Source organism: Staphylococcus sp. 231237_7MaSpsaltlick (genome assembly GCF_043107035.1).
The window spans coordinates 123,906-145,845 of the sequence record NZ_JBICNX010000002.1; the positions used below are offsets into that span (position 1 = coordinate 123,906).

At 34.1% G+C, this 21,940-nt stretch carries 7 protein-coding genes; 1 reads left to right on the forward strand and 6 read right to left on the reverse strand.

What is annotated here, in order from left to right:
* Window positions 1-23: 23 nt before the first annotated feature.
* The 3 genes from ACF91D_RS03800 to rpsF form a co-directional block, all read right to left on the reverse strand.
* On the reverse strand, window positions 24-16,820 hold the full coding sequence (locus ACF91D_RS03800; protein ID WP_327620943.1) for a non-ribosomal peptide synthase/polyketide synthase: 16,797 nt from the start codon (window positions 16,818-16,820) through the stop codon (window positions 24-26).
* A 505-nt stretch (window positions 16,821-17,325) separates the two neighbouring features.
* Window positions 17,326-17,841 carry a single-stranded DNA-binding protein gene (gene ssb / locus ACF91D_RS03805; RefSeq protein WP_039069219.1) on the reverse strand — a complete coding sequence of 172 codons (516 nt, stop codon included), beginning with the start codon at window positions 17,839-17,841 and terminating at the stop codon, window positions 17,326-17,328.
* 18 nt (window positions 17,842-17,859) lie between these two features.
* The gene (gene rpsF, locus ACF91D_RS03810) at window positions 17,860-18,165 is read right to left on the reverse strand and encodes a 30S ribosomal protein S6 (RefSeq protein ID WP_039069218.1); all 306 of its coding nucleotides are present in this window, start codon (window positions 18,163-18,165) and stop codon (window positions 17,860-17,862) included.
* Window positions 18,166-18,567: 402 nt separating this feature from the next.
* Here rpsF and ACF91D_RS03815 point away from each other — a divergent pair, with 402 nt between their 5' ends.
* Window positions 18,568-19,374 (forward strand): GH25 family lysozyme, encoded by an 807-nt coding sequence (locus ACF91D_RS03815; RefSeq protein ID WP_107548666.1) that lies wholly within the window; start codon window positions 18,568-18,570, stop codon window positions 19,372-19,374.
* Window positions 19,375-19,522: 148 nt separating this feature from the next.
* Here the strand turns inward: ACF91D_RS03815 and ychF are convergent, their stop codons facing one another.
* From ychF to ACF91D_RS03830, 3 genes are read right to left on the reverse strand one after another with little or no spacing between them, the layout of a single operon-like run.
* Entirely contained in the window at window positions 19,523-20,620 is a 1,098-nt protein-coding gene (gene ychF / locus ACF91D_RS03820) for a redox-regulated ATPase YchF (RefSeq protein ID WP_327620944.1), read from the reverse strand.
* A complete protein-coding gene (locus ACF91D_RS03825; RefSeq protein WP_017723390.1) occupies window positions 20,620-20,835 on the reverse strand; it encodes a DUF951 domain-containing protein in 216 nt (71 codons plus the stop codon). Before ACF91D_RS03825 ends, ychF begins: the two co-directional genes overlap by 1 nt.
* A 21-nt stretch (window positions 20,836-20,856) precedes the next feature.
* Window positions 20,857-21,741 (reverse strand): mechanosensitive ion channel family protein, encoded by an 885-nt coding sequence (locus ACF91D_RS03830; RefSeq protein WP_039069215.1) that lies wholly within the window; start codon window positions 21,739-21,741, stop codon window positions 20,857-20,859.
* Window positions 21,742-21,940: the final 199 nt, after the last annotated feature.

Genomic DNA, 21,940 nt, shown 5'->3' on the forward strand with positions numbered 1-21,940 from the left:
ATTTTGCTACTTCATAGTTGTAATTAGAAATTATTTTTTGGATGGCTAATCATTTTAGATAATGTTGCATCTTCAGTAGGTTGCCACTTGAAGTTTAACTTTTCGAGTATGAAATTAGTTTTAAAATCTAATACTTCAAAATGAGATTTGTTGAAAATATTGTTATCTAGTACGCCTGTATGCAATAGGAAATCATTGATTTGATCGCTCATAACATCTTCTTTAATACAATGCATTAAGTAATCGACAAATTCATTCCACTGTACATCTTTAATATGATAATTGTTTTGATTATACACATGCATCAATTGTTTAAGTGAAAGGTGATGGTTATTATATATATGATGAATCTCGTTATTTAGTTGATTATTTTTAATCAATTGGCTACACGCTTTAGCTGCCTGATCCACAGGAGTGAATTCTAAATCATCATTTTCTAAATCTGGGAATATTTCTAGGTTTCTAAATGATTTTATAATACTATAGAAAGCATTGTTTTCTTCATTTTTCTGGAATACTCCTGTACGAGAATCACATTGTAAATTACCCAATCTATAAATATTTGTTTCTACACCTTGCTCTCTACTAGCAATCAATACTTTTTCAGCTTCTATCTTAGTATCTAAGTAAACATTATTCATTACCTGACCTAAATCTAAGTCATGTTCTGAAAATGTTAACTGTGCTTTGTCGTCTACCTTACCTGAAGCAATAGAAATTGTAGACATGTGGTGAATCTCTTTAGATTGATTGTATTTAGCAAATTGAATTAGTTGTTCAATACCGCCAACGTTTGCGCCGTATGAAGCATCTGTCGTCGCAAAGTGACTAACATTCGCCGCAGCGTTAACAATCATATCGATATTTTGAGATAAAGACTCGTAAGTTTCTGAAGCCATGCCTAGTTTTTCTAACTCGATATTACCTTCAATGATATGGATTCTTTCTGCATACTCAGGATCAATTTGAGATTCAAAGTAATAAATCCAGTTACGATATAATTTCGTTTCTCCTGTAACTTCTTTATTACTTCTTACCATGACATAAATATTAAAGTCCGTATCTTCTAATAAATTGTTCAACATGTATATACCAAAGAATCCAGTAGCTCCTGTGAGCAATACATTTTTACCTTGTTTAACCGCTCCAGAACTAATAACTTCATAATTCTCTACACTTTCTTCTTTATATTCATTAATTTCTTGAATAAATTCACTACTGAATTGATGTGCTTGTGCAGTATCTATATTTTTAAGTGTTTCTAACTTAGTTAGAATATTTGTTTGATCTTTTGCAGCTATAGACTCACTGATACGGTCAATCGTTTGTAGTTCGAAAATGTCTTTAATTGAAATGTTATATGATTTTGATAATAACGATGTCAGTTTAATCGCTATGATAGAATCTCCACCAATTTCAAAGAAGTTGTCATAAACACTTATGCTATCTGTATTTAATATTTCTTCCATTGCTTTAACAACATCCGCTTCGATTTCATTTCTAGGTTCAACAAACTCCTGTCTTTCAACTTCAATTTCAGGTAATGCACGTTTATTTAATTTACCATTAGATGTAACTGGCAATTGTTCTATTTGTGTCATATAAGCTGGCACCATGTAGTCTGGTACTTTACGTGCAAGTTCAGTCTTAATATCTGTAAATGAAATTGGTTGATCAGCAACCAGATACGCACAAATCGCTAGTTCTTCTCCAGCCATTGGTTTAGCAATGACACCTGCATCAGAAATGTTTTCAATACGTAGTAAGTGGCTAGAAATTTCACCAAGTTCAATACGATAACCACGAATCTTAACTTGTTCGTCTATACGACCTAAATATTCTATTTCTCCATCTGTTGTCCATTTTGCTAAGTCACCTGTGCGGTAAACTTTTCCTTCACCAAACGGATTATCAATAAATTGTTGTTGTGTTAATTCTGGACGATTGAGATAACCATTTGTTACAGCAACGCCTGCAATACAAAGCTCTCCTGGAACGCCGATACCTGTATGCTGATTATTACTATTTAGAACATACATTTGTACATTAGCAATTGGTCGACCGATTGTTATAATATCGTACTCCTGAATTGGCGGTAATGGATTATAAGTTACCTCAATTGAAGCTTCTGTCGGACCATATAAATCAATAAGCAATGTATCATTTGGCTGACCGATGATTGAGTTAAAGCGATTTGCTTGTTCAGATTTTAGTGCTTCACCAGTTGCAAGGACTATATTAAGTGATGCTATTTCAGCTACTTCATTTGTCGATTTAATATAATCAACAAACACACCTAACATCGAAGGTACAAAATGAATCATAGTGATTGAATGTTGTTGGATTAGCGATGTAATCTTACTTGGGTTTCCTTCTTCTCCAGATGGTAGTAACACGGCTTGCGCACCTACCATAGCGAATCCGAAAATTTCCCACACTGATACATCAAATGTATATGGTGTTTTAAACATGATGATATCTTCTTCATTAAAGTCATACTCATCAATCATCCAATTCAGACGGTTCAGCACACCTTCGTACGGAACAACCACCCCTTTAGGTTTACCAGTCGTACCTGACGTATATATTACATACATTAAATCAGAAACATCTGTAATGTGGTTTAAATTATCCGTTGATAGATTAGCAAGCGCATCTTTCTTAGTTATGTCAATTACCTTTCTATCAAACTCAATATTTGTATCTAATGCGCGATCTGTAATTATCAATGTTGGCTGACTATCATTCAAAATATAGTTGATACGGTCACTAGGTTGACTAGGATCCATTGGTACATAAGCACCACCAGCTTTTAATATTCCGTATATACTTACCATCATTTCTATACTACGATTCGTCATTAAACCTACAAGTGAATTAGCTTCTACTCCTTCTGCACGTAATTTATGGGCTAGTTGGTTCACACGTATATTAAGTTCTTTGTATGTTAAACTTTCACCTTCATATGTGATAGCTGTTTGATCTGGCGTTTTCGCAACTTGCTTTTCAAAACGCTCAACAAAAGTTTGCTTATTAGGTAATTCTGCATACGTATCGTTAAACGTACCGAGAATTTGTGCTCTCTCTTCTTCTGTTGTCATATCAATCTCACTGATATTTTGGGCTGGATGTTGTACCACTTCGCTTAATATTTTCAGATAGTGATTCAACATACGTTCAACCGTTTGTGGTTCAAATAATTCTGCAGCGTATTCTAGTGATACTTTGTATGCTTCGTCATCCTCAATCATCATATTTAAATCAAACTTAGCTTTTGTATTTGTTGCTTGTTTTTCTTTAATATCCCAATCTTCAATTTGAAGATCTTGGGTTTCGTTATTTTGTAACGTGAAGAGCACGTCAAAGAGTGGGTTGCGTGTTAAGTCACGTCTTTCTACAACCTCGTCCACTAATTCTTCTAGTGGATACTCTTGGTTATCATATGCTTTTAGTGCAGTATCTCTCACTTCATCTAAGAATTGCTCAAATGCTTTGTTATTTTCCGGATAAGCACGCATTGGCAACGTATTAACAAACATACCTAACAAGTTATCTGTATCTTGATGAGTACGCCCTGAGATTGGACTACCTATAACCACATCTTCTTGTCTACTATATTTATGCAATAAAATCATAAATGAAGACAGTAGAATCATATAGTCTGTACTATTAGTTCTTTGAGCCAATTCATGTAATGCGTCCCTTGTCTCTTTAGGCATTTCAGCTGATACTGTTTTACCTGTAAAGCTTTGTTGTTTAGGTCTTGAATGATCATAAGGTAAATCTAATACTGGTGCTTCATCTTCGAATTGAGATAACCAGAACGCACGTTGATTACTTAAATCACGGTTGTGCATCCATTCACTATAATCTTTGTACTGTACTTTCAAGTTATCTAAAGTTCTTTCGTGATATAGCGCGATAAATTCTTTAATGATTAGGTTAATAGAGAAACCATCTGAAATAATATGGTGAATATCAAAGAGTAAGATATGACGTTGATCAGCCAATTTAACGATTTTCACTCTTAACAGTGGTGATTGATTTAAATTGAATGGTCTTACAAAGTCATTTAACAACGTTTCATAATCATCTATATCTGTTTCTTCATAATCTACAGTTATATTTGCCTGTTCATCTATAATTTGTACAGGCTCACCGTCTATCGTTTCAAAATGCGTTCTTAATGCTTCGTGACGTTCCACTAAGCTTTGGAATACATCTTCAACACGCGCTACATCAACGACACCATTAATTTCTAGCATACTTGGCATATTGTAAGCCGTTTGACCTTGCACCATTTCATTCAACACATATAAACGTTTTTGTGGAGAAGATGCAAGATAGTATGACTTCGATTCAGCTATAGGAATATTTTGTCCATCTAAGCTACTTTCCTGGTCATTTAATACTTTTCCAAGTTGTGCGACTGTAGGACTTTCAAATATTACTTTTAATGGTAAACGTATACCAGTTTCACCTTCGATTTTATTAATCACATTAATGGCTTTTAGTGAGTGCCCTCCTACTTCAAAGAAATTATCATATATACTTACTCGTTCAATATTTAATACTTCACCAAAAATATTTGTGAGCATTTCTTCTATATCATTTGTAGGAGCAACATAATTTTCACTTTCAACCTGGATTTCAGGCAATTGTTTTTTGTCTAATTTACCATTTGATGTTACTGGTAAAATATCGATTTGAGTCATGTATGTTGGTACCATATAATCTGGTAAGTTTTGATTAAGTTGTGATTTAATTTCATCGAAGTCAATGCTTTCATCTGAAACTAAATAAGCACAAATCGCCAATTCTTCGCCAGCCATTGGTTTAGCAACAACTGCTACGTCTGAAATTAGATTAATCTGACGTAATAAACTTTCAATTTCACCTAACTCAATACGATAACCACGAATCTTAACTTGCTCATCAATACGGCCAAGATATTCAACATTACCTGTCGTACTCCATTTTGCCAAGTCACCCGTACGATATAATTTACCTTCTCCAAATGGATTATCAATAAATTTCTCGTCCGTCAAATCAGGTCGATTTAAGTAACCTTTCGTAACACCTACGCCACCGATACATAATTCTCCTGGAACGCCGATACCCATCAAACTTTCATCTTCATTCATAATATAAGCTTGAATGTTTGCGATTGGGCGACCAATTGGAATCTTGTCATACGTTTCGCCTGGTGTACATGGATAATAAATCACTTCGATTGACGCTTCGGTTGGGCCATATAAATCAATCAATAATGCATTGTTTGGTTCACCAATTAAAGCATTAAATTGATTTACTTGTTCTGCTTTTAACGCTTCACCACTAGCAAGTACATAGTTAACTGTAGCAATATCTGCTACTCTATTAGTTGATTTAATAAAGTCGATAAACACACCTAACATAGATGGCACAAAGTGAACCATTGTGATGTTGTGATGATCAATAAGTGCTGTTATTTTTTCAGGGTTACTTTCTTCACCTGAAGGTAAGAGTATTGCTTGGGCACCAACCATAGTTGGTCCGAATATCTCCCAAACAGAAACATCAAACGTAAATGGTGTTTTAAATAAAATCGTATCTTCATTGTTGATGTAATATTTATCAATCATCCAATGCAGACGGTTCATTACACCTTTGTATGGCACCATAACGCCTTTTGGCTTACCTGTTGTACCAGATGTGTAAATAACGTACATCAAGTCTGTGACATCTGTAACCTTGGTTAAATTATCTGTTGATTGTGTCTCTACTACCGAATCATCTGTTAAGTTCAATACAGCTTTATTAAAGTCGATTGTTCCATCTAACGTTTGGTCAGTTAACAGTACGTTTGGTTGACTATCTCCTAAAATGTAGTTGATACGATCGCTTGGATAGTTTGGATCAATAGGAACATAGGCACCACCTGCTTTGAGAATACCGTAGATACCAATCATCATTTCTAATCGACGATTTGTCATCAAGCCGACGAGCGTATTAGGTTTAACACCTTCAATGCGTAAATAGTTCGCAAGTTGGTTCGCCTTAGCATTTAACATTGCGTAAGTTAGACTTTCACCTTCGTAAGTAATAGCTATTTCGTTAGGACTCTTAGCTACTTGTGCTTCAAAGATTTCCACAAAAGTTTTGTTGTTGTTGAACGGAACTTCCGTATTATTAAAGTCATTAAATATTGTAGCTTCTTCTTGTTTGGTAATCATTTGAAGATTACTGATTTTTTGTTCAGGTTGTTGCACACTATGCTTCAATATTTCTAAGTAATGATCTAGCATACGCGCGACTGTATCTTGATTAAACAGTTCTTCTGCAAACTCCAATGAAATTTTATATCCATCGTCATCAAAAATCGTCATGCTTAAATCAAATTTGGCATTAGTCGTTGATGGTTCTTTCTGTTCGATAGACCAATCTTCTATTTGAAGACTTTCTGTTTCATTGTTTTGTAATGTGAATAGCACATCAAATAATGGATTACGCGTTAAATCACGTGTTTCAACTATTTCATCTACAAGAGCTTCTAACGGATACTCTTGGTTATCATACGCTTTCAATGCAGTATCTTTTACTTCAGAGAGTAATTGGTTAAACGTTTTACTTCTCTCTGGGTACGCACGCATAGCTAACGTATTTACAAACATACCTAGCATATTTTCTGTATCCTTGTGCGTTCTTCCTGAAATAGGACTGCCGACAACAATATCTTCCTGTCGACTATACTTATGCAATAGTACATTAAATGAAGCCAATAGAATCATAAAGTCCGTACTACCTGTCGTCTGCGATAACGCTTGTATCTCTTGACGTAATTCTTCCGGTACTTCCACGCTTACAGATTTCCCAGTGTAACTTTGTTGAATAGAGCGCGCATGATCATAAGGTAAATCTAGAACCGGTGCGTCTTCTTCAAATTGTGATAACCAGAAGGCACGTTGATCACTTAAATCACGTGTGTGCATCCATTCACTATAATCTTTATATTGCGCAGTCAAAGTTTCTAACGCTTGTCCATGATATAAAGCAGTAAATTCTTTAATGATTAGATTAATTGAAAAACCATCAGAGATAATATGATGCATGTCGAATAGCAATACGTAACGTTGCTCGGCACATTTAACCACTTTTACTCGAAGTAATGGCGCATGTGCTAAATTGAAAGGTCTTATAAAGCTGTCTAAGAGCTGTTCATAGTCTTCAGTTGATACTTCTTCGTAATCAACCGTAATGTTTGCCTGCTCATCTATGATTTGAACTGGTTCGCTATCTACTGTATCAAAATGTGTTCTCAATGCTTCATGACGATTCACTAAGCTTTGGAATACATTTTGTACGCGTTCCACATCTACTTCACCACGAACTTCTAACATACTTGGCATATTATAAGCTGTTTGACCGTCCATCATTTCATTTAAAACATAAAGACGTTTTTGTGGTGAAGATGCCAAATAGTGTGCTTTTGGTTCTGCTAATGGAATAGTTTGGCTACTTAATTCACCAGCATGATTACCAATTGCTTTAGCCAATTGAGATACTGTTGGATTTTCGAAAATAGCTTTCAATGGTATACGTACAGACATCTTGCTTTCAATTTCATTAATTACGCTAATCGCTCTCAATGAATGTCCACCTATTTCAAAGAAATTATCCAAAGCACTAACATTATCAAGATTTAATATGTCACCGTATACTTCTGCAATCGTCGCTTCTGTTGCATCTCTTGGTTCCACGTAGGTTTTATTCTCAAGCTTAATTTTTGGCAATCCTTTTTTATCTAATTTACCATTCGCTGTCACTGGTAAACTGTCAATTTGCATCATCAACGTAGGAATCATATAGTCAGGCAATTGTTTACCAAGCGTAGTTTTAATGGAATCAAAATCTACTACATCTTCTGAAACTACATATGCAGCAATCATTAAATCTGCATTATTTTCATCTGATTGCGTAACTACTGCTACTTCTGAAATGTTATCAATTTGGGCTATTGAACTTTCGATTTCGCCAAGTTCAATACGGTAGCCACGGATTTTAACTTGCTCATCAATACGTCCGATATAATCAAGAAGGCCATCTTTCGTCCATTTCACTAAATCTCCAGTACGATACATTTTCCCTTCACCGAACGGGTTATCTACAAATTTTTCAGCGGTCAACTCTGGTCTATTTAAGTAACCATCTGTTACAGCCATGCCACCTATGCAAAGTTCTCCTGGTACGCCAATGCCTAATAAATTATTATCTTCATTCATAATATATGCATGAGAATTGGCTATAGGTCTACCAATAGGTACTTCTGTGTATGATTGGCCTGCAAAGACAGGATAGTAAGTTACCTCAACTGTCGTTTCCGTAGGTCCATATAAATTGTAAAGCAATGTATGATTTCTTGAGCCAACTAAGTCATTAAATTGGTTAACATGATCTGCTTTTAATGCCTCACCACTCGTAAATACATGATTTAATGATGCAATTTCAGTTGCTTTATGACTTGTTTTGATGAAATCGATAAAGACGCTTAACATTGATGGGACAAAATGAGTCATCGTGATATCATGTTGGTCAATTACAGAAGCAATCTTCTCTGGGTTACTTTCCTCCCCTGAGCGTAGCATGATAATTTCGCCACCCATGACTGCCCAACCAAAGACTTCCCAAATAGATACGTCAAAAGTAAATGGTGTTTTAAATAATATTTTATCTTCTGTACCTAAACCGAAATAATCAACCATCCAGTTCAAGCGATTCATAACACTATTGTAAGGTACCATAACACCCTTAGGTTTACCTGTCGTGCCTGATGTATAGATAATATACATTAAGTTTGCTTCATCTGTTACAAGAGGTAGATTCTCTGTTGGTAAATTATTAAGGAATGTATTATTCGTTAATTTAATAATTTCATTATCAAATTTAATGCCATAGTCTATTTTTTCATCTGTTAGCAATACACGCGGATTACTATCTTTCAAGATGAAGTTCGTACGTTCGTGTGGATGGTTTGGATCTAATGGTACATAGGCACCGCCAGCTTTTAAGATACCATATATACCAATCATCATTTCTAAACGACGTTGAGACATAATACCGACTAAATCATTTGGTTTCACGCCTTCGTTGCGCAATTGATATGCTACTTGGTTCGCACGTTCATTTAATGTTTGATAAGTTAAGTGTTCACCTTCAAATGTGATTGCCGTTTTATTTGGTGTTTGTTCGACTTGTTTTTCAAAACGTTCTACAAACGTCACAGAATTATTTAATTCTAATTCTGTATCATTAAATTGATTTAAAATTATTTCTTTTTCAGCATCAGTGATAATTTCAATATCACTAATATTCTGTTCAGGACGACGCACAACACTAGAGATTATTTCTACAAAATGTGCTAGCATACGCTCTACTGTATCTTCACTGAATAACTCTTGTGCATATTCTAATGAGACTTTATAGTCTTCGTTTTCGTGAATGGTCATACTCAAATCAAATTTTGCATTTGTATTTGAAGTTTCTTTTTTCTGTATTAACCAATCTTCTATTTGTAAGCTTTGCTTTTCGTTATTTTGTAACGTGAACAACACATCAAATAAAGGATTACGTGTTAAATCACGTTTTTCTACAACTTCATCTAATAACGCTTCTAAAGGATATTCTTGATTGTCATAAGCTTTTAAAGCTAGCTCTTTGACTTCATCTAATAATTGGCTAAATGTTTTATTTCTTTCTGGATACGAACGCATTGCTAAAGTGTTAACGAACATGCCTAGCATATCCTCAGTATCTCTGTGTGTACGGCCCGAAATTGGACTACCTACAACAACGTCCTCTTGTCTACTATATTTATGCAATAGCACCATGAACGATGACAATAGAATCATATAATCTGTACTGCCTGTTGTTTGAGACAATTGATGGATAGCCTTTTGAACGTCCTCAGGCATTTCCACGCTCACTGTTTTTCCAGTAAAGCTTTGTTGATTTGGTCTAGCGTAATCATAAGGTAAATCTAACACTGGCGCTTCATCTTCAAATTGAGATAACCAAAATTCACGTTGGTCGTTTAAGTCACGTGCTTGCATCCACTCACTATAATCTTTGTATTGTACGCTTAATGGCTCTAACGTTTGTTCATGATATAAAGCAGAGAATTCTTTCATGATGATGTTGATTGAGAAACCATCAGAAATAATATGATGCATATCATAAAGTAGTACATAGCGTTGTTCAGCTGTTTTAGCTATTTTAACTCTTAATAACGGAGCTTGACCTAAATCAAACGGTTGGACAAATTCATTTAGTAAAGCAAATTCGTCTTCTTCATTAATTTCTTGGTAATCTACAACGATAGTTGCTGAGTCATTAATTACTTGAACCGGCTCGCCTTTTATCGTTTCAAAATGTGTTCTCAACGCTTCGTGACGATCTACTAATTTTTGGAATACATCTTCTACACGTGATACATCAACATTTCCTTGAATTTCTAACATGCTCGGCATATTATACGCTGTTTGACCATCTACCATTTCATTTAAAACATATAGACGTTTTTGTGGTGAAGATGCTAAGTAATACGGTTTACTTTCAGCTTGAGGGATACTTTGACTATTGCCATTATCAGTATATGTGTCAACCACTTTTGCAAGTTGTGCAATAGTAGGACTTTCAAACACTAATTTCAATGGTAATCGTTTACCTACTTCACTCTCAATCTTATTAATAATACCGATTGCTTTTAGCGAATGACCACCAATTTCAAAGAAGTTATCATTTGTACTTACCTTCTCAATATTTAAAACAGACTCAAAAATAGAAGCTAACATAGATTCTGTTTCAGTTTCAGGTGCTACATAAACCTTACCTTCAACTTTAATTTCTGGTAACGCACGTTTGTTTAACTTACCACTTGAAGATACTGGCAGTTCATCTATTTGAGTCATATAAGATGGGACCATATAGTCTGGTAATTTATGGTTTAATTCCATTTTCACTTCGTCAAAATCAATGTCTTGATCCGACACGATATAAACACAAATGGCTAATTCTCCGTCAATCATAGGTTTCGTGATAACTGCTACATCTAAAATATCTTTATTTTGGCGTAAGACGCTTTCAATTTCACCTAATTCAATACGGTAACCACGGATTTTAACTTGTTCATCGATACGGCCAGAATAAGAAATATTGCCGTCAGCATTCCATCGAGCTAAATCTCCTGTACGATACAATTTGCCTTCGCCAAATGGATTGTCGACAAATTTTTCTTGTGTCAATTCAGGACGGTTTAAATAACCTTCTGTAACATTGACTCCGCCTATTACAAGTTCTCCAGACACACCGATACCCATGACGTGGTTATCTTCATCTAAAATATAAGCTTGTGTATTAGCAATTGGTTTACCAATTGGAATATTCGTATAGTGAACATCACTATATGTTTCAAAACTTGTCACATCGATTGTTGCTTCAGTAGGACCATACAAGTTAATCAATTGCGTATTATTTTTTCCACCTATATATTCATTAAACTCGTTTACTAATTCTGGTTTAAGTGCCTCACCACTTGCTAGAACGTATCTTAAGCTAGAAACTAAGTGTGCTTGTTTTGTACCTTTAATGTAATTAATAAATACATTAAACATAGATGGCACAAAGTGGACCATTGTCGCTTCGGATGTTTGTATTAGAGAAGTAATTTGTTCAGGATTACCTTCTTCTCCTGATGGTAATAGCACAGCTTGTGCACCAACCATTGCAAAACCGAAAATTTCCCAAACTGATACATCAAAAGTAAATGGCGTCTTGAAACAAATAATATCATCACTGGCGATGTCATACTTATCATAAACCCAATTCAGTCTATTCATTACACTTTCTCCAGCAACTAAGACACCTTTCGGACGGCCAGTCGTTCCTGATGTATAGATAACATACATTAAATTAGAGACATCTGTGACATGCTCTAGATTGTTTGTCGGTAATGTTTTAAGTTCTTGGTTCTTAGTAATATCAATCACTGTATTATCATAAACAATATCACTATCTAGCGTTCTATCAGTCAATAATACAGTTGCTTGGCTATCCTCTAAAATATAATTAATACGGTCTTTAGGATAATTTGGATCCACAGGTACATATGCACCACCCGCTTTAAGAATACCGTAAATACCGATAATCATTTCTAAACGACGATTTGTCATTAATGCGACAAGCGAATTTGCTGTCACGCCTTCATTGCGCAATTGATAAGCTAATTGATTCGCACGTTCGTTTAATGCGTGGTAACTTAAGCTCTCGCCTTCATATGAAATTGCCGTCTTGTATGGTGTTTTTGCAACTTGATTTTCAAAGCGCTCAACAAATGTTTGCGTGTTATTAAATGGTATCGTCGTATTATTAAAGTCATTAAATATGACATCTCTTTCATTTTGCGTCACCATTTCAATTTCTTTAATTTTCGCCGTTGGTTGAGCCGTTATATTTGAAAGTAATTCCATAAAGTGCGTTAACATACGCTCAATGGTATCTTGCTCAAATAATTCTTGTGCGTATTCTAAGGCAATTTTATAACCATTATTGTCATAAACCGTCATACTCAAATCAAATTTAGCGTTGGTAAACGAAGCTTCTTTTTGTTCTGTTGACCAATCATCGATTTGGAAACTTTCATTCGCAGTGTTTTGCAATGTAAATAACACATCAAATAATGGATTACGTGTTAAATCACGTTTTTCTACAATTTCATCTACAAGCGCTTCTAATGGGTATTCTTGATTGTCAAAAGCTTGTAATGATGTATCTTTAACTTCTGCTAACAATTGTTCAAATGATTTGTTGCGTTCTGGGTTAGAACGCATTGCTAAAGTATTAACAAACATACCTAACATATTTTCTGTATCTTTGTGTGTACGACCAGAAATCGGGCTACCTACAACAATATCTTCTTGTCTACTATATTTATGCAATAGCACCATAAATGATGACAATAGAATCATATAATCCGTACTACCAGTTGCTTGGGAAAGTTTTGTAATAGCATTTCTTGTTGTTTCTGGCATATCCATACTTACCGTTCTACCTGTAAAACTTTGCTGATTAGGTCTAGCGTAATCATATGGCAAGTCTAGTACTGGTGCTTCCTCTTCAAATTGAGATACCCAAAACTGACGCTGTTCATCTAAATCACGCGAACGCATCCACTCACTATAATCTTTGTATTGTACTGTTAATTCATCTAATGTACGACCTTTATACAGTGCTGTGAATTCTTTGATAATGAGATTAATAGAGAAACCATCAGAAATAATATGATGCATATCAAATAATAAAATATATTGTTTTTCTGCACATTTAACAACTTTAACTCTTAATAAAGGTGCAGTTGTTAAATCAAACGGTTTAACAAAATTACTCAACAACGTATCATAATCTTCCGTTTGTGTTTCTTCATAATCAATCTGAATGCTACCTTCATCATCAACTATTTGAACTGGCTCACCATCGATAGTATCAAAGTGTGTTCTCAATGCTTCATGACGATCTACTAGTGCTTGGAATGTGTTTCTCACACGCTCTACATCAACCTCACCACGAATTTCTAACATACTCGCCATATTGTATGCAGTTTGTCCGTCCACCATTTCGTTTAAAACATATAAACGTTTTTGAGGTGAAGAAGTGAGATAATACGGTTTGGTTTCTGCTAGAGGAATACGGCGTTCAATCGCGTCGCTTACTTCGTTATCAATCACTTTTGAAAGTAAGGCAGCTGTTGGATTATCAAATATTTTTTTCAAAGGTAAACGCTTATTAGTCTTACTTTCAATTTCATTAATCACGCTAATTGCTTTAAGTGAATGTCCACCAATTTCAAAGAAGTTATCAAAGATACTTACGCGTTCTATATTTAGCGTAGCACTAAATATATCAACAACCATTGCTTCCATATCATTTCTAGGCGCAACGTATTCCAAGTTTCCTACTTTTATTTCTGGTAATGCTTTTTTGTTCAACTTACCACTTGAAGATACAGGTAACTCATCAACTTGCATCATGTAAGTTGGTACCATATATTCAGGTAATTGTTGGCTTAATTCAGCTTTTAATGCTTCGAAATCTATCTTTTGGTTTGAAACAATATAAGTACAAATTGATAATTCATCATCAATAATAGGCTTAGCAACAACTGCAACATTTAAAATGGCATCGTTCTTACGCAGAATACTCTCAATTTCACCTAATTCAATGCGGTAACCACGAATTTTAACTTGCTCATCTATACGACCTAAATAAGAAATATTACCATCATTATTCCATTGAGCTAAATCACCTGTACGGTACATTTTGCCCTCGCCAAACGGATTGTCAACGAATTTTTCTTGTGTCAATTCAGGGCGATTTAGGTAACCTCTTGTAACGTTAATGCCCCCAATGCATAATTCACCTGGCACACCAATACCCATTACATTGTTATCTTCATTTAAAATATAAGCTTGCGTGTTTGCAATCGGCTTACCAATTGGCACAACATCATATTTAACATTGTAGTCAAAGTCAAAGCTTGTAACATCGATTGTCGCTTCTGTTGGGCCATATAAATTAATTAATTGTGTGTTATTTTTACTACCAATAAGCTCGTTAAATTGATTTACGATACTTGGTTTTAAAGCTTCACCACTCGCTAAGACATATCTTAAACTTGAAATCATTTGTGTTTGGTTTGTCGCTTTAATAAAGTTAATAAACACGTTAAACATAGATGGTACGAAGTGCACCATTGTAGGGGTGTCATTTTGTATAACTGATGTAATTTTTTCAGGGTTACCTTCTTCACCTGAAGGTAACAGTACTGCTTGAGCACCAATCATTCCGAATCCAAATACTTCCCATACTGATACGTCAAACGTAAATGGTGTTTTGAAGAAGACTATATCTTCATTACCAATACCATACTTATCTATAAGCCAATTCAAACGGTTCATTAAACTTTCTCCTGAAACAAGAACCCCTTTAGGCTTACCTGTTGTACCTGATGTATAGATGACATACATTAAATTGTTCACGTCTGTAATATGCTCTAAATTGTCAGAAGGAAGTGACGCTAATGTTTCATTATTAGAAATATCAATCACTTTATGATTGTATGAAATCGTTTCTTTCAACTCATTATCCGTTAATAATACTTTTGCTTGGCTATCTTCTAAAATGTAGTTAATACGATCTGCTGGATAATTAGGATCTATCGGAACATAAGCACCGCCTGCTTTAATAATTCCATAGATAGCCACTAACATTTCTAAGCTTCTGTTAGCCATCACTGCTACAAGCGACTCTGCCTCTACGCCTTCAGAACGCAAACGATACGCCATTTGGTTGACCTTAGCATTGAACGCTTTATAGGTCAGACTTTCCCCTTCGTACTTGATTGCTGTTTTGTTCGGATATTTCGATACTTGTTCTTCAAATCGTTCAATAAATGATTGGGAATTATTCAGCGCTAAATTCGTATTGTTAAAGTCATTTAAAATTGTTTCTCTTTCTTCTCCAGAAACAATTTCAATATCTTTAATTTTTCGTTCTGGTGCTTCAATCATGCTATTCAACACATGTAAAATCGTTTCATGTAATTGATAAACGCCTGCTTCATCCAATACATCAATTTGATAATCATAATCTATATCCAAACCATTTTTACTACTTCTATTACTGATGTTAACACTTAATGGCGCATTATTTGTCCCGTTGTCTAACCATTCATCTAGAAAACCATCATTCATAAATTCAGCATCGTATTGGGCATTTTGGAAGGACACAAAGCAGTCTACTAAACCTTTTTTATTCCCACTATTTTCAACAATATACTCATATGGGTATTTTCTATGTTTTAATACATTAAGACTTTCTAGCTTAATCTTGTTTAAATAAGATTTAACAGTTGCTTCTTTATCCATTTCAATGATTATGGGTAATACTCTTGAAAATACTCCTGTAGATGTTTTTTCTTTTCGATTATTCCTATTATGTATCAGTAATCCAACAGAATTAATTTTAGACAATGTTTTTTTATGTTTAATGACATGCATTATTGCTGAAAAAAGGTTACTTATACTCACATCATTTTCTTCACAAAAACGTTTAACATTTTCAGCTTCTTGATCTAATAAATTAATACTTATTCTCTTACCAACTGCGCTGTCCAACGTTGTCTTCTCAAAAAGAATATTATCTTCGAAATTTTCTAATTTTCCTAACCAAAAATCTTTATCTTTCGAGAAACGCTTAGTGTTTTCATAGTCCATTTCAGTAGCAATAGCTTCAAAATAGGCAGCACTTTCTGTTTCTTTATCTTCTTTACCTACCAACTTTTTGGATAGGTTGTCTACAACAATTGTTACACCCCATGCATCGCTAATCAAATGGTGTTGTAACAAGAATATTACATAGTGTCCCTGAGGCGCTTTTGCTATAATCACTCTATAAAGTGGTTCATCTAAATTAAAGATATTCATAGTAGCACTTTCTCGAACCCACTTATCATAGCCAACTTCATCTTGATAAAAGTCTACAAACTCAAAATCTTGATGTTCATAGTCCACTAGATACTGCTTGTATTCTCCTTCTTCTCTAGTAACCCTTATTCTTAAAGTGTCATGTTGCTCTATGATTTTATTGAAGGCTTCATTTACTTCGTTATATCCTAAACCATTATTCATATGAACAATACCAGCAATATTATTAATGCTAGTGTTCTCATAAAATTGTTCTATTTGTAAAATTTCCTTTTGTGCGTACGATAACAATTTTTTATTTGCCAATTAAAGCTGCCCCCCTATAAAAATATAGTACATAACTTATAATAATATTATTTAAAGCATTCTTCAATGATATTATATTTTTTATTTACACTACAGTAAAATAATTTCCCAATTATCAATTGTTTAAACATATATAAATCAATTTACAATCATTTAATTGACTAATTAATTAATTACTTTAATTATTTATAATCTTATTTTAAACTTTATTAATAAGGAAAGTAATAATACACTCTTTAATTGCGCTAAATTCTATTGTATTATTCTGACTTTTCAGCCAATTTTAAGCATAGCCTTTTGCAAAGCCAATTTCTATAATACTTTTAGTACTTATTTTCAGTTCAATAACATTGTCTTTTTCAGAACAAAAAATACACCTTCAACAGTTGAAGGTGTATTAATTATCATATTATACTTCACACATTTACACACACATATAATATAATTTCACACATTTTAATATACTTCTAAACAGTCTACACAACATTCACACAATGTTTGTAGATTAGAACGGTAAATCGTCATCACTAATATCAATTGGTCCGTTTGCATTTGCAAATGGATTATCTGATTGATTATTATTCGATGTATTATTGTTGTTATTATTGTTATTTTGATACGACGATGTATTTTGTCCTGATTGTTGTCCGCCAAAGTTTTGGAAATTATTATTTCCTTCTTGACCATGACGTTGGTTTTGATTTTTTGGTTCAAGGAATTGAACGCTATCACAAACTACTTCAGTTACAAAAATACGACGTCCTTCTTGGTTTTCATAGCTACGTGATTGAATGCGACCGTCAACGCCAGCTAAACTACCCTTGAATAAGTAGTTATTAACATTATCTGCTTGTTTTCTAAAAACGACACAATTAATGAAGTCTGCTTCGCGTTCCCCTTGCGCATTTGTAAACGTACGGTTTACTGCTAGAGTAAAAGTCGCAACACTCACGCCTGAGGGTGTTGTTCTATATTCTGGATCTTTCGTTAAACGACCGACTAAAACAACTCTATTTATCATTTAAACGACCCCCATCTATTATTTTCTTGTCTTATCTTCGTCTTCACGAATTACGATATAACGGATTACATCGTCTGAAATTTTAGCTAAACGTTGGAATTCGTCAGTAGCTTCGTTATCAGAAGTTTGGATACGTACGATATTGTAGTAACCTTCACTGAAATCATTGATTTCATAAGCTAAACGGCGTTTGCCCCAATCCTTAGCTTCTAAAACTTCTGATCCTTGAGAAGCTAAAATTCCGTTGAAACGTTCAACGACAGCTTTTTTAGCTTCTTCTTCAATGTTTGGACGAACGATGTACATAACTTCATATGTTCTCATTTTATAATTGCACCTCCTTGTGGTCTATGCGGCTCGTCATCATATGTGACAAGCAAGGAATAATTTTCATTACTCACAATCAAGAATTATAGCACAAGCCTTTACTTTTTACAATGGTTATCCATCTTTAACAGTTTGCTTAATTTACGTAAATGTTTCATATGAAACATCACCAAGAATTGATTATTGTAATCGCTATTTCTCATATATAGACGTTTTATTAATTGCTTTTATACAAAACTGACACCATCTCATATATTTAATATTATAAGTTACAATTCTTTATTTTAATAAAAAATAAATGTTATTTAAGCTATGGTTGAAAATCTATATTAATTCTATTAGCATAACCCCTATGTTCGTTTTTTATATTTTTTAAATACATAAACAAAGGAGTACGTTATGGTTTCGGCAATAAAAAAAGGATTTATTACAATGTGTGTATTATTTGCATCAACAATAACTATTAACTCTACTTATGCAGCTAGTAATACCTCAAGCCAAAAAGGAACAATGGGATATGGATACCAACAATATTTAAATAAGCATCCGGAAAAGAGTACTAATCACGAAACAACCACTCGTTCTAAAGACATTCAGCCAGAAGCTGGAACTTCACAAGAAGGCGAACGTATCTTAGATATTTCCGAATGGCAAGGTAACTTAACTGATCAAGAAGTAAAGGATTTAAAAGCAAATTACGATTTCATTATTATTAGAGCACAATACGGCTCAGAAAAAATAGACGAGTCCTTAGAACACAATTCTGATTTATTAGACAAACATGACTTAGACTTTGGTGTTTATTCATATAGTATGTATGAAGACCCTGATGACGCACGTTATGAGGCACAAACTTTATATAACCGAGCTCCCAAAGCAAGCTTTTATATAAATGATTTTGAACAAAACTCAGTTACTTCTGGCACTACCGAAGAAAGCACGAATGCTTGGTATGACGAAATGAAAGGTTTAGCCGGAAATAAAAAAGTATTGTTTTATTCATATGAAAATTTCATGCTAGAACACGCTAAACAATCTGTAGAAAATTATGATGGCTACTGGATGGCCAACTATAATCCTGGGCAACCTACCCGTGAACACGTTTTATGGCAGTATACAGATAGCTACTCTTCCCCTGAATTAAATCAAGAAGTCGATGCAAACTATACAGGACCAAATGTTAGTACAGATTGGTTCACCTCTTAACTTTATAAACATAGTAAAGGCAGTTGAGCTTAAGCCACTACCAATATAATGATTAAGGCTGGAACAATTTAAATTGTCCCAGCCTGTTTTATAATATTGAGATATTTATACCCCAGTATTCTAATATATTATTTTAAAGCTAAGTGCCTTACACGTTAAACCTAAAGTGTACAACATCGCCATCTTTCATAATGTATTCTTTACCTTCTAGGCGTTGTTTACCAGCATCTTTTGCGCCATTTTCTCCGTTAAATTCCACATAATCATCATAACTAGTAACCTCTGCTCGAATAAAGCCACGTTCGAAATCCGTGTGAATAATACCCGCACACTGGGGAGCAGTCATACCTTTAATAAATGTCCATGCACGTACTTCTTGTACACCTGCTGTAAAGTAAGTAGCAAGGCCAAGTAAATCATAAGTTGTACGAATCAAACGATCAAGACCAGGTTCTTCAATTCCTAAATCTTCTAAGAACATCTCTCTGTCTTCATCTTCAAGTACAGCAATTTCTTCTTCAATCTTAGCACTGATGACAATGACTTCAGAATCTTCTTTCGCTGCATATTCACGAATGGCTTTTACTTTTTCATTATCTTCATCGCCAATTTCATCTTCGCCTACGTTAGCAATATATAACATTTCTTTAGATGTTAATAATTGAGCCTGATTCACATATTTTTGATCTTCTTCTGTAAATTCTAAGCTTCTTACAGGGTTCCCTTCTTCTAAAGCTTCTTTAATTCTTGATAAAATACGTGTTTCATTAACTGCATCTTTATCTTTTTGACGTGCCATTTTTTCTAATTTCGGTAAACGTTTGTCTACAGATTCTAAATCTGCTAATACGAGTTCCATATTAATAACTTCAATGTCATCAATCGGAGCTACACGACCAGAAACATGTGTAACATTATCATCATCAAAAGCACGAACAACTTGGCAAATCGCATCTACTTCACGAATATGGGATAAGAATTTATTACCTAAACCTTCCCCTTTAGAAGCACCTTTAACAATACCTGCAATATCGGTAAATTCGAATGTAGTTGGGATTGTTTTTTTTGGTTCTACCATTTCTGTTAAAACGTCTAATCTACTATCAGGCACCTCAACGATGCCTACGTTAGGATCGATTGTTGCGAATGGATAGTTTGCTGCAAGTGCCCCTGCTTTTGTAATTGCATTAAAAAGTGTAGACTTTCCTACGTTTGGTAAGCCAACAATACCTGCTGTTAAAGCCATTATTCATTCTCCTTATCGGTAGTATCTTGTTGTGATACCACTATTTTTTTTAGTTTTTTATTAAAAGTTTGTCTAGGAATCATAATACTACGCTGACAGTTTTCACATTTTATTCGGATGTCTGCACCTACACGAATGATTTTAAAACGATTCGTACCACATGCATGTTGCTTTTTCATTTCTACAATATCATTCAAACCGTAATTGGATGTCATTCTGTAACACCTCCGACCGTCTTATGCATTATTTTGTTGGTTTGCTTCGTATTGTACCATCATTGGTTGAGGCATTTTAATTTCTTTAAGTTTGAATAGTTTTAATATTTCTTTTCTTAAAATACGTGCCCCTGTAAAGCCTTCTCCAGGTATCGTCTCTGCAGAAATACGCAATACGATTTCATTATTTGTGATGGAATTCACCCCAACTACCTCTGGTGTAGATATAAATAAATAATATTTCGAACGAATTGCCTCAAAAGAGTCATTTAATTCATCTTCTACTTTATCAATATCTTCCGTTATAGAAACTGGTATTTCTACGATTGCTTCGCCGTTTATCACAGAGTAGTTCGTAATTTCACCAACACTACCATTAGGCAATGTTGTCAGTTCACCAGAAATAGTATTAATGCGCATGGATCTTAATCCTATTGATTTAACAGTACCTTCTGCTACTGGAGCGCCACCATTACTAATTTTAACATAGTCTCCTACATCAAATTGATTCTCAAAAATAATAAAGAAACCTGTAATGATATCTTTAACTACAGTTTGTGCACCAAAACCAACGGCCAAGCCAACAACACCAGCACTTGCTATGATTCCTCCCACACTGATACCGAATTTACTTAAAATCGTAGTCAACACTATAAACCATACCACATATGAGACTACATTTTGCACTAATGATATTAAAGTTTTTGAACGTTTTTTATTACTATTCTTACCTTTATTTTGAATTTTAAAGAACTGTGCAATACCTTTGTTCACAAAATGTAAAATAATCCATGCAGCCACTACATAAACAATAATCATTATTAAATTAGAAAGTAATGATTGGTACGTTTCTGGTTGCAATAATGGTTCTATTATAGAATAGAGAATATTTTTCACTTGATTCAACTATACTTCCTCCTTAACACAATTTCGCTTCACTTTATTATAACCTTTTTAAAGGCGAAACAAATCCAACTTTCGCTCTAAATCCGAGTCTTATAAATAATATCTATGCTGCTAATTAATCACATTAAATATTAACCTCATCTAGTTTATTAAAAATATAAACATTAGCAAAGCATTTAAGCATATTTATCACGTTATT

Coding starts and splice junctions, on each gene's coding strand:
- ssb (WP_039069219.1), bottom strand. CDS start 17,841: ATGATAAATAGAGTTGTTTTAGTCGGTCGTTTAACGAAAGATCCAGAA.
- rpsF (WP_039069218.1), bottom strand. CDS start 18,165: ATGAGAACATATGAAGTTATGTACATCGTTCGTCCAAACATTGAAGAA.
- ACF91D_RS03815 (WP_107548666.1), top strand. CDS start 18,568: ATGGTTTCGGCAATAAAAAAAGGATTTATTACAATGTGTGTATTATTT.
- ychF (WP_327620944.1), bottom strand. CDS start 20,620: ATGGCTTTAACAGCAGGTATTGTTGGCTTACCAAACGTAGGAAAGTCT.
- ACF91D_RS03825 (WP_017723390.1), bottom strand. CDS start 20,835: ATGACATCCAATTACGGTTTGAATGATATTGTAGAAATGAAAAAGCAA.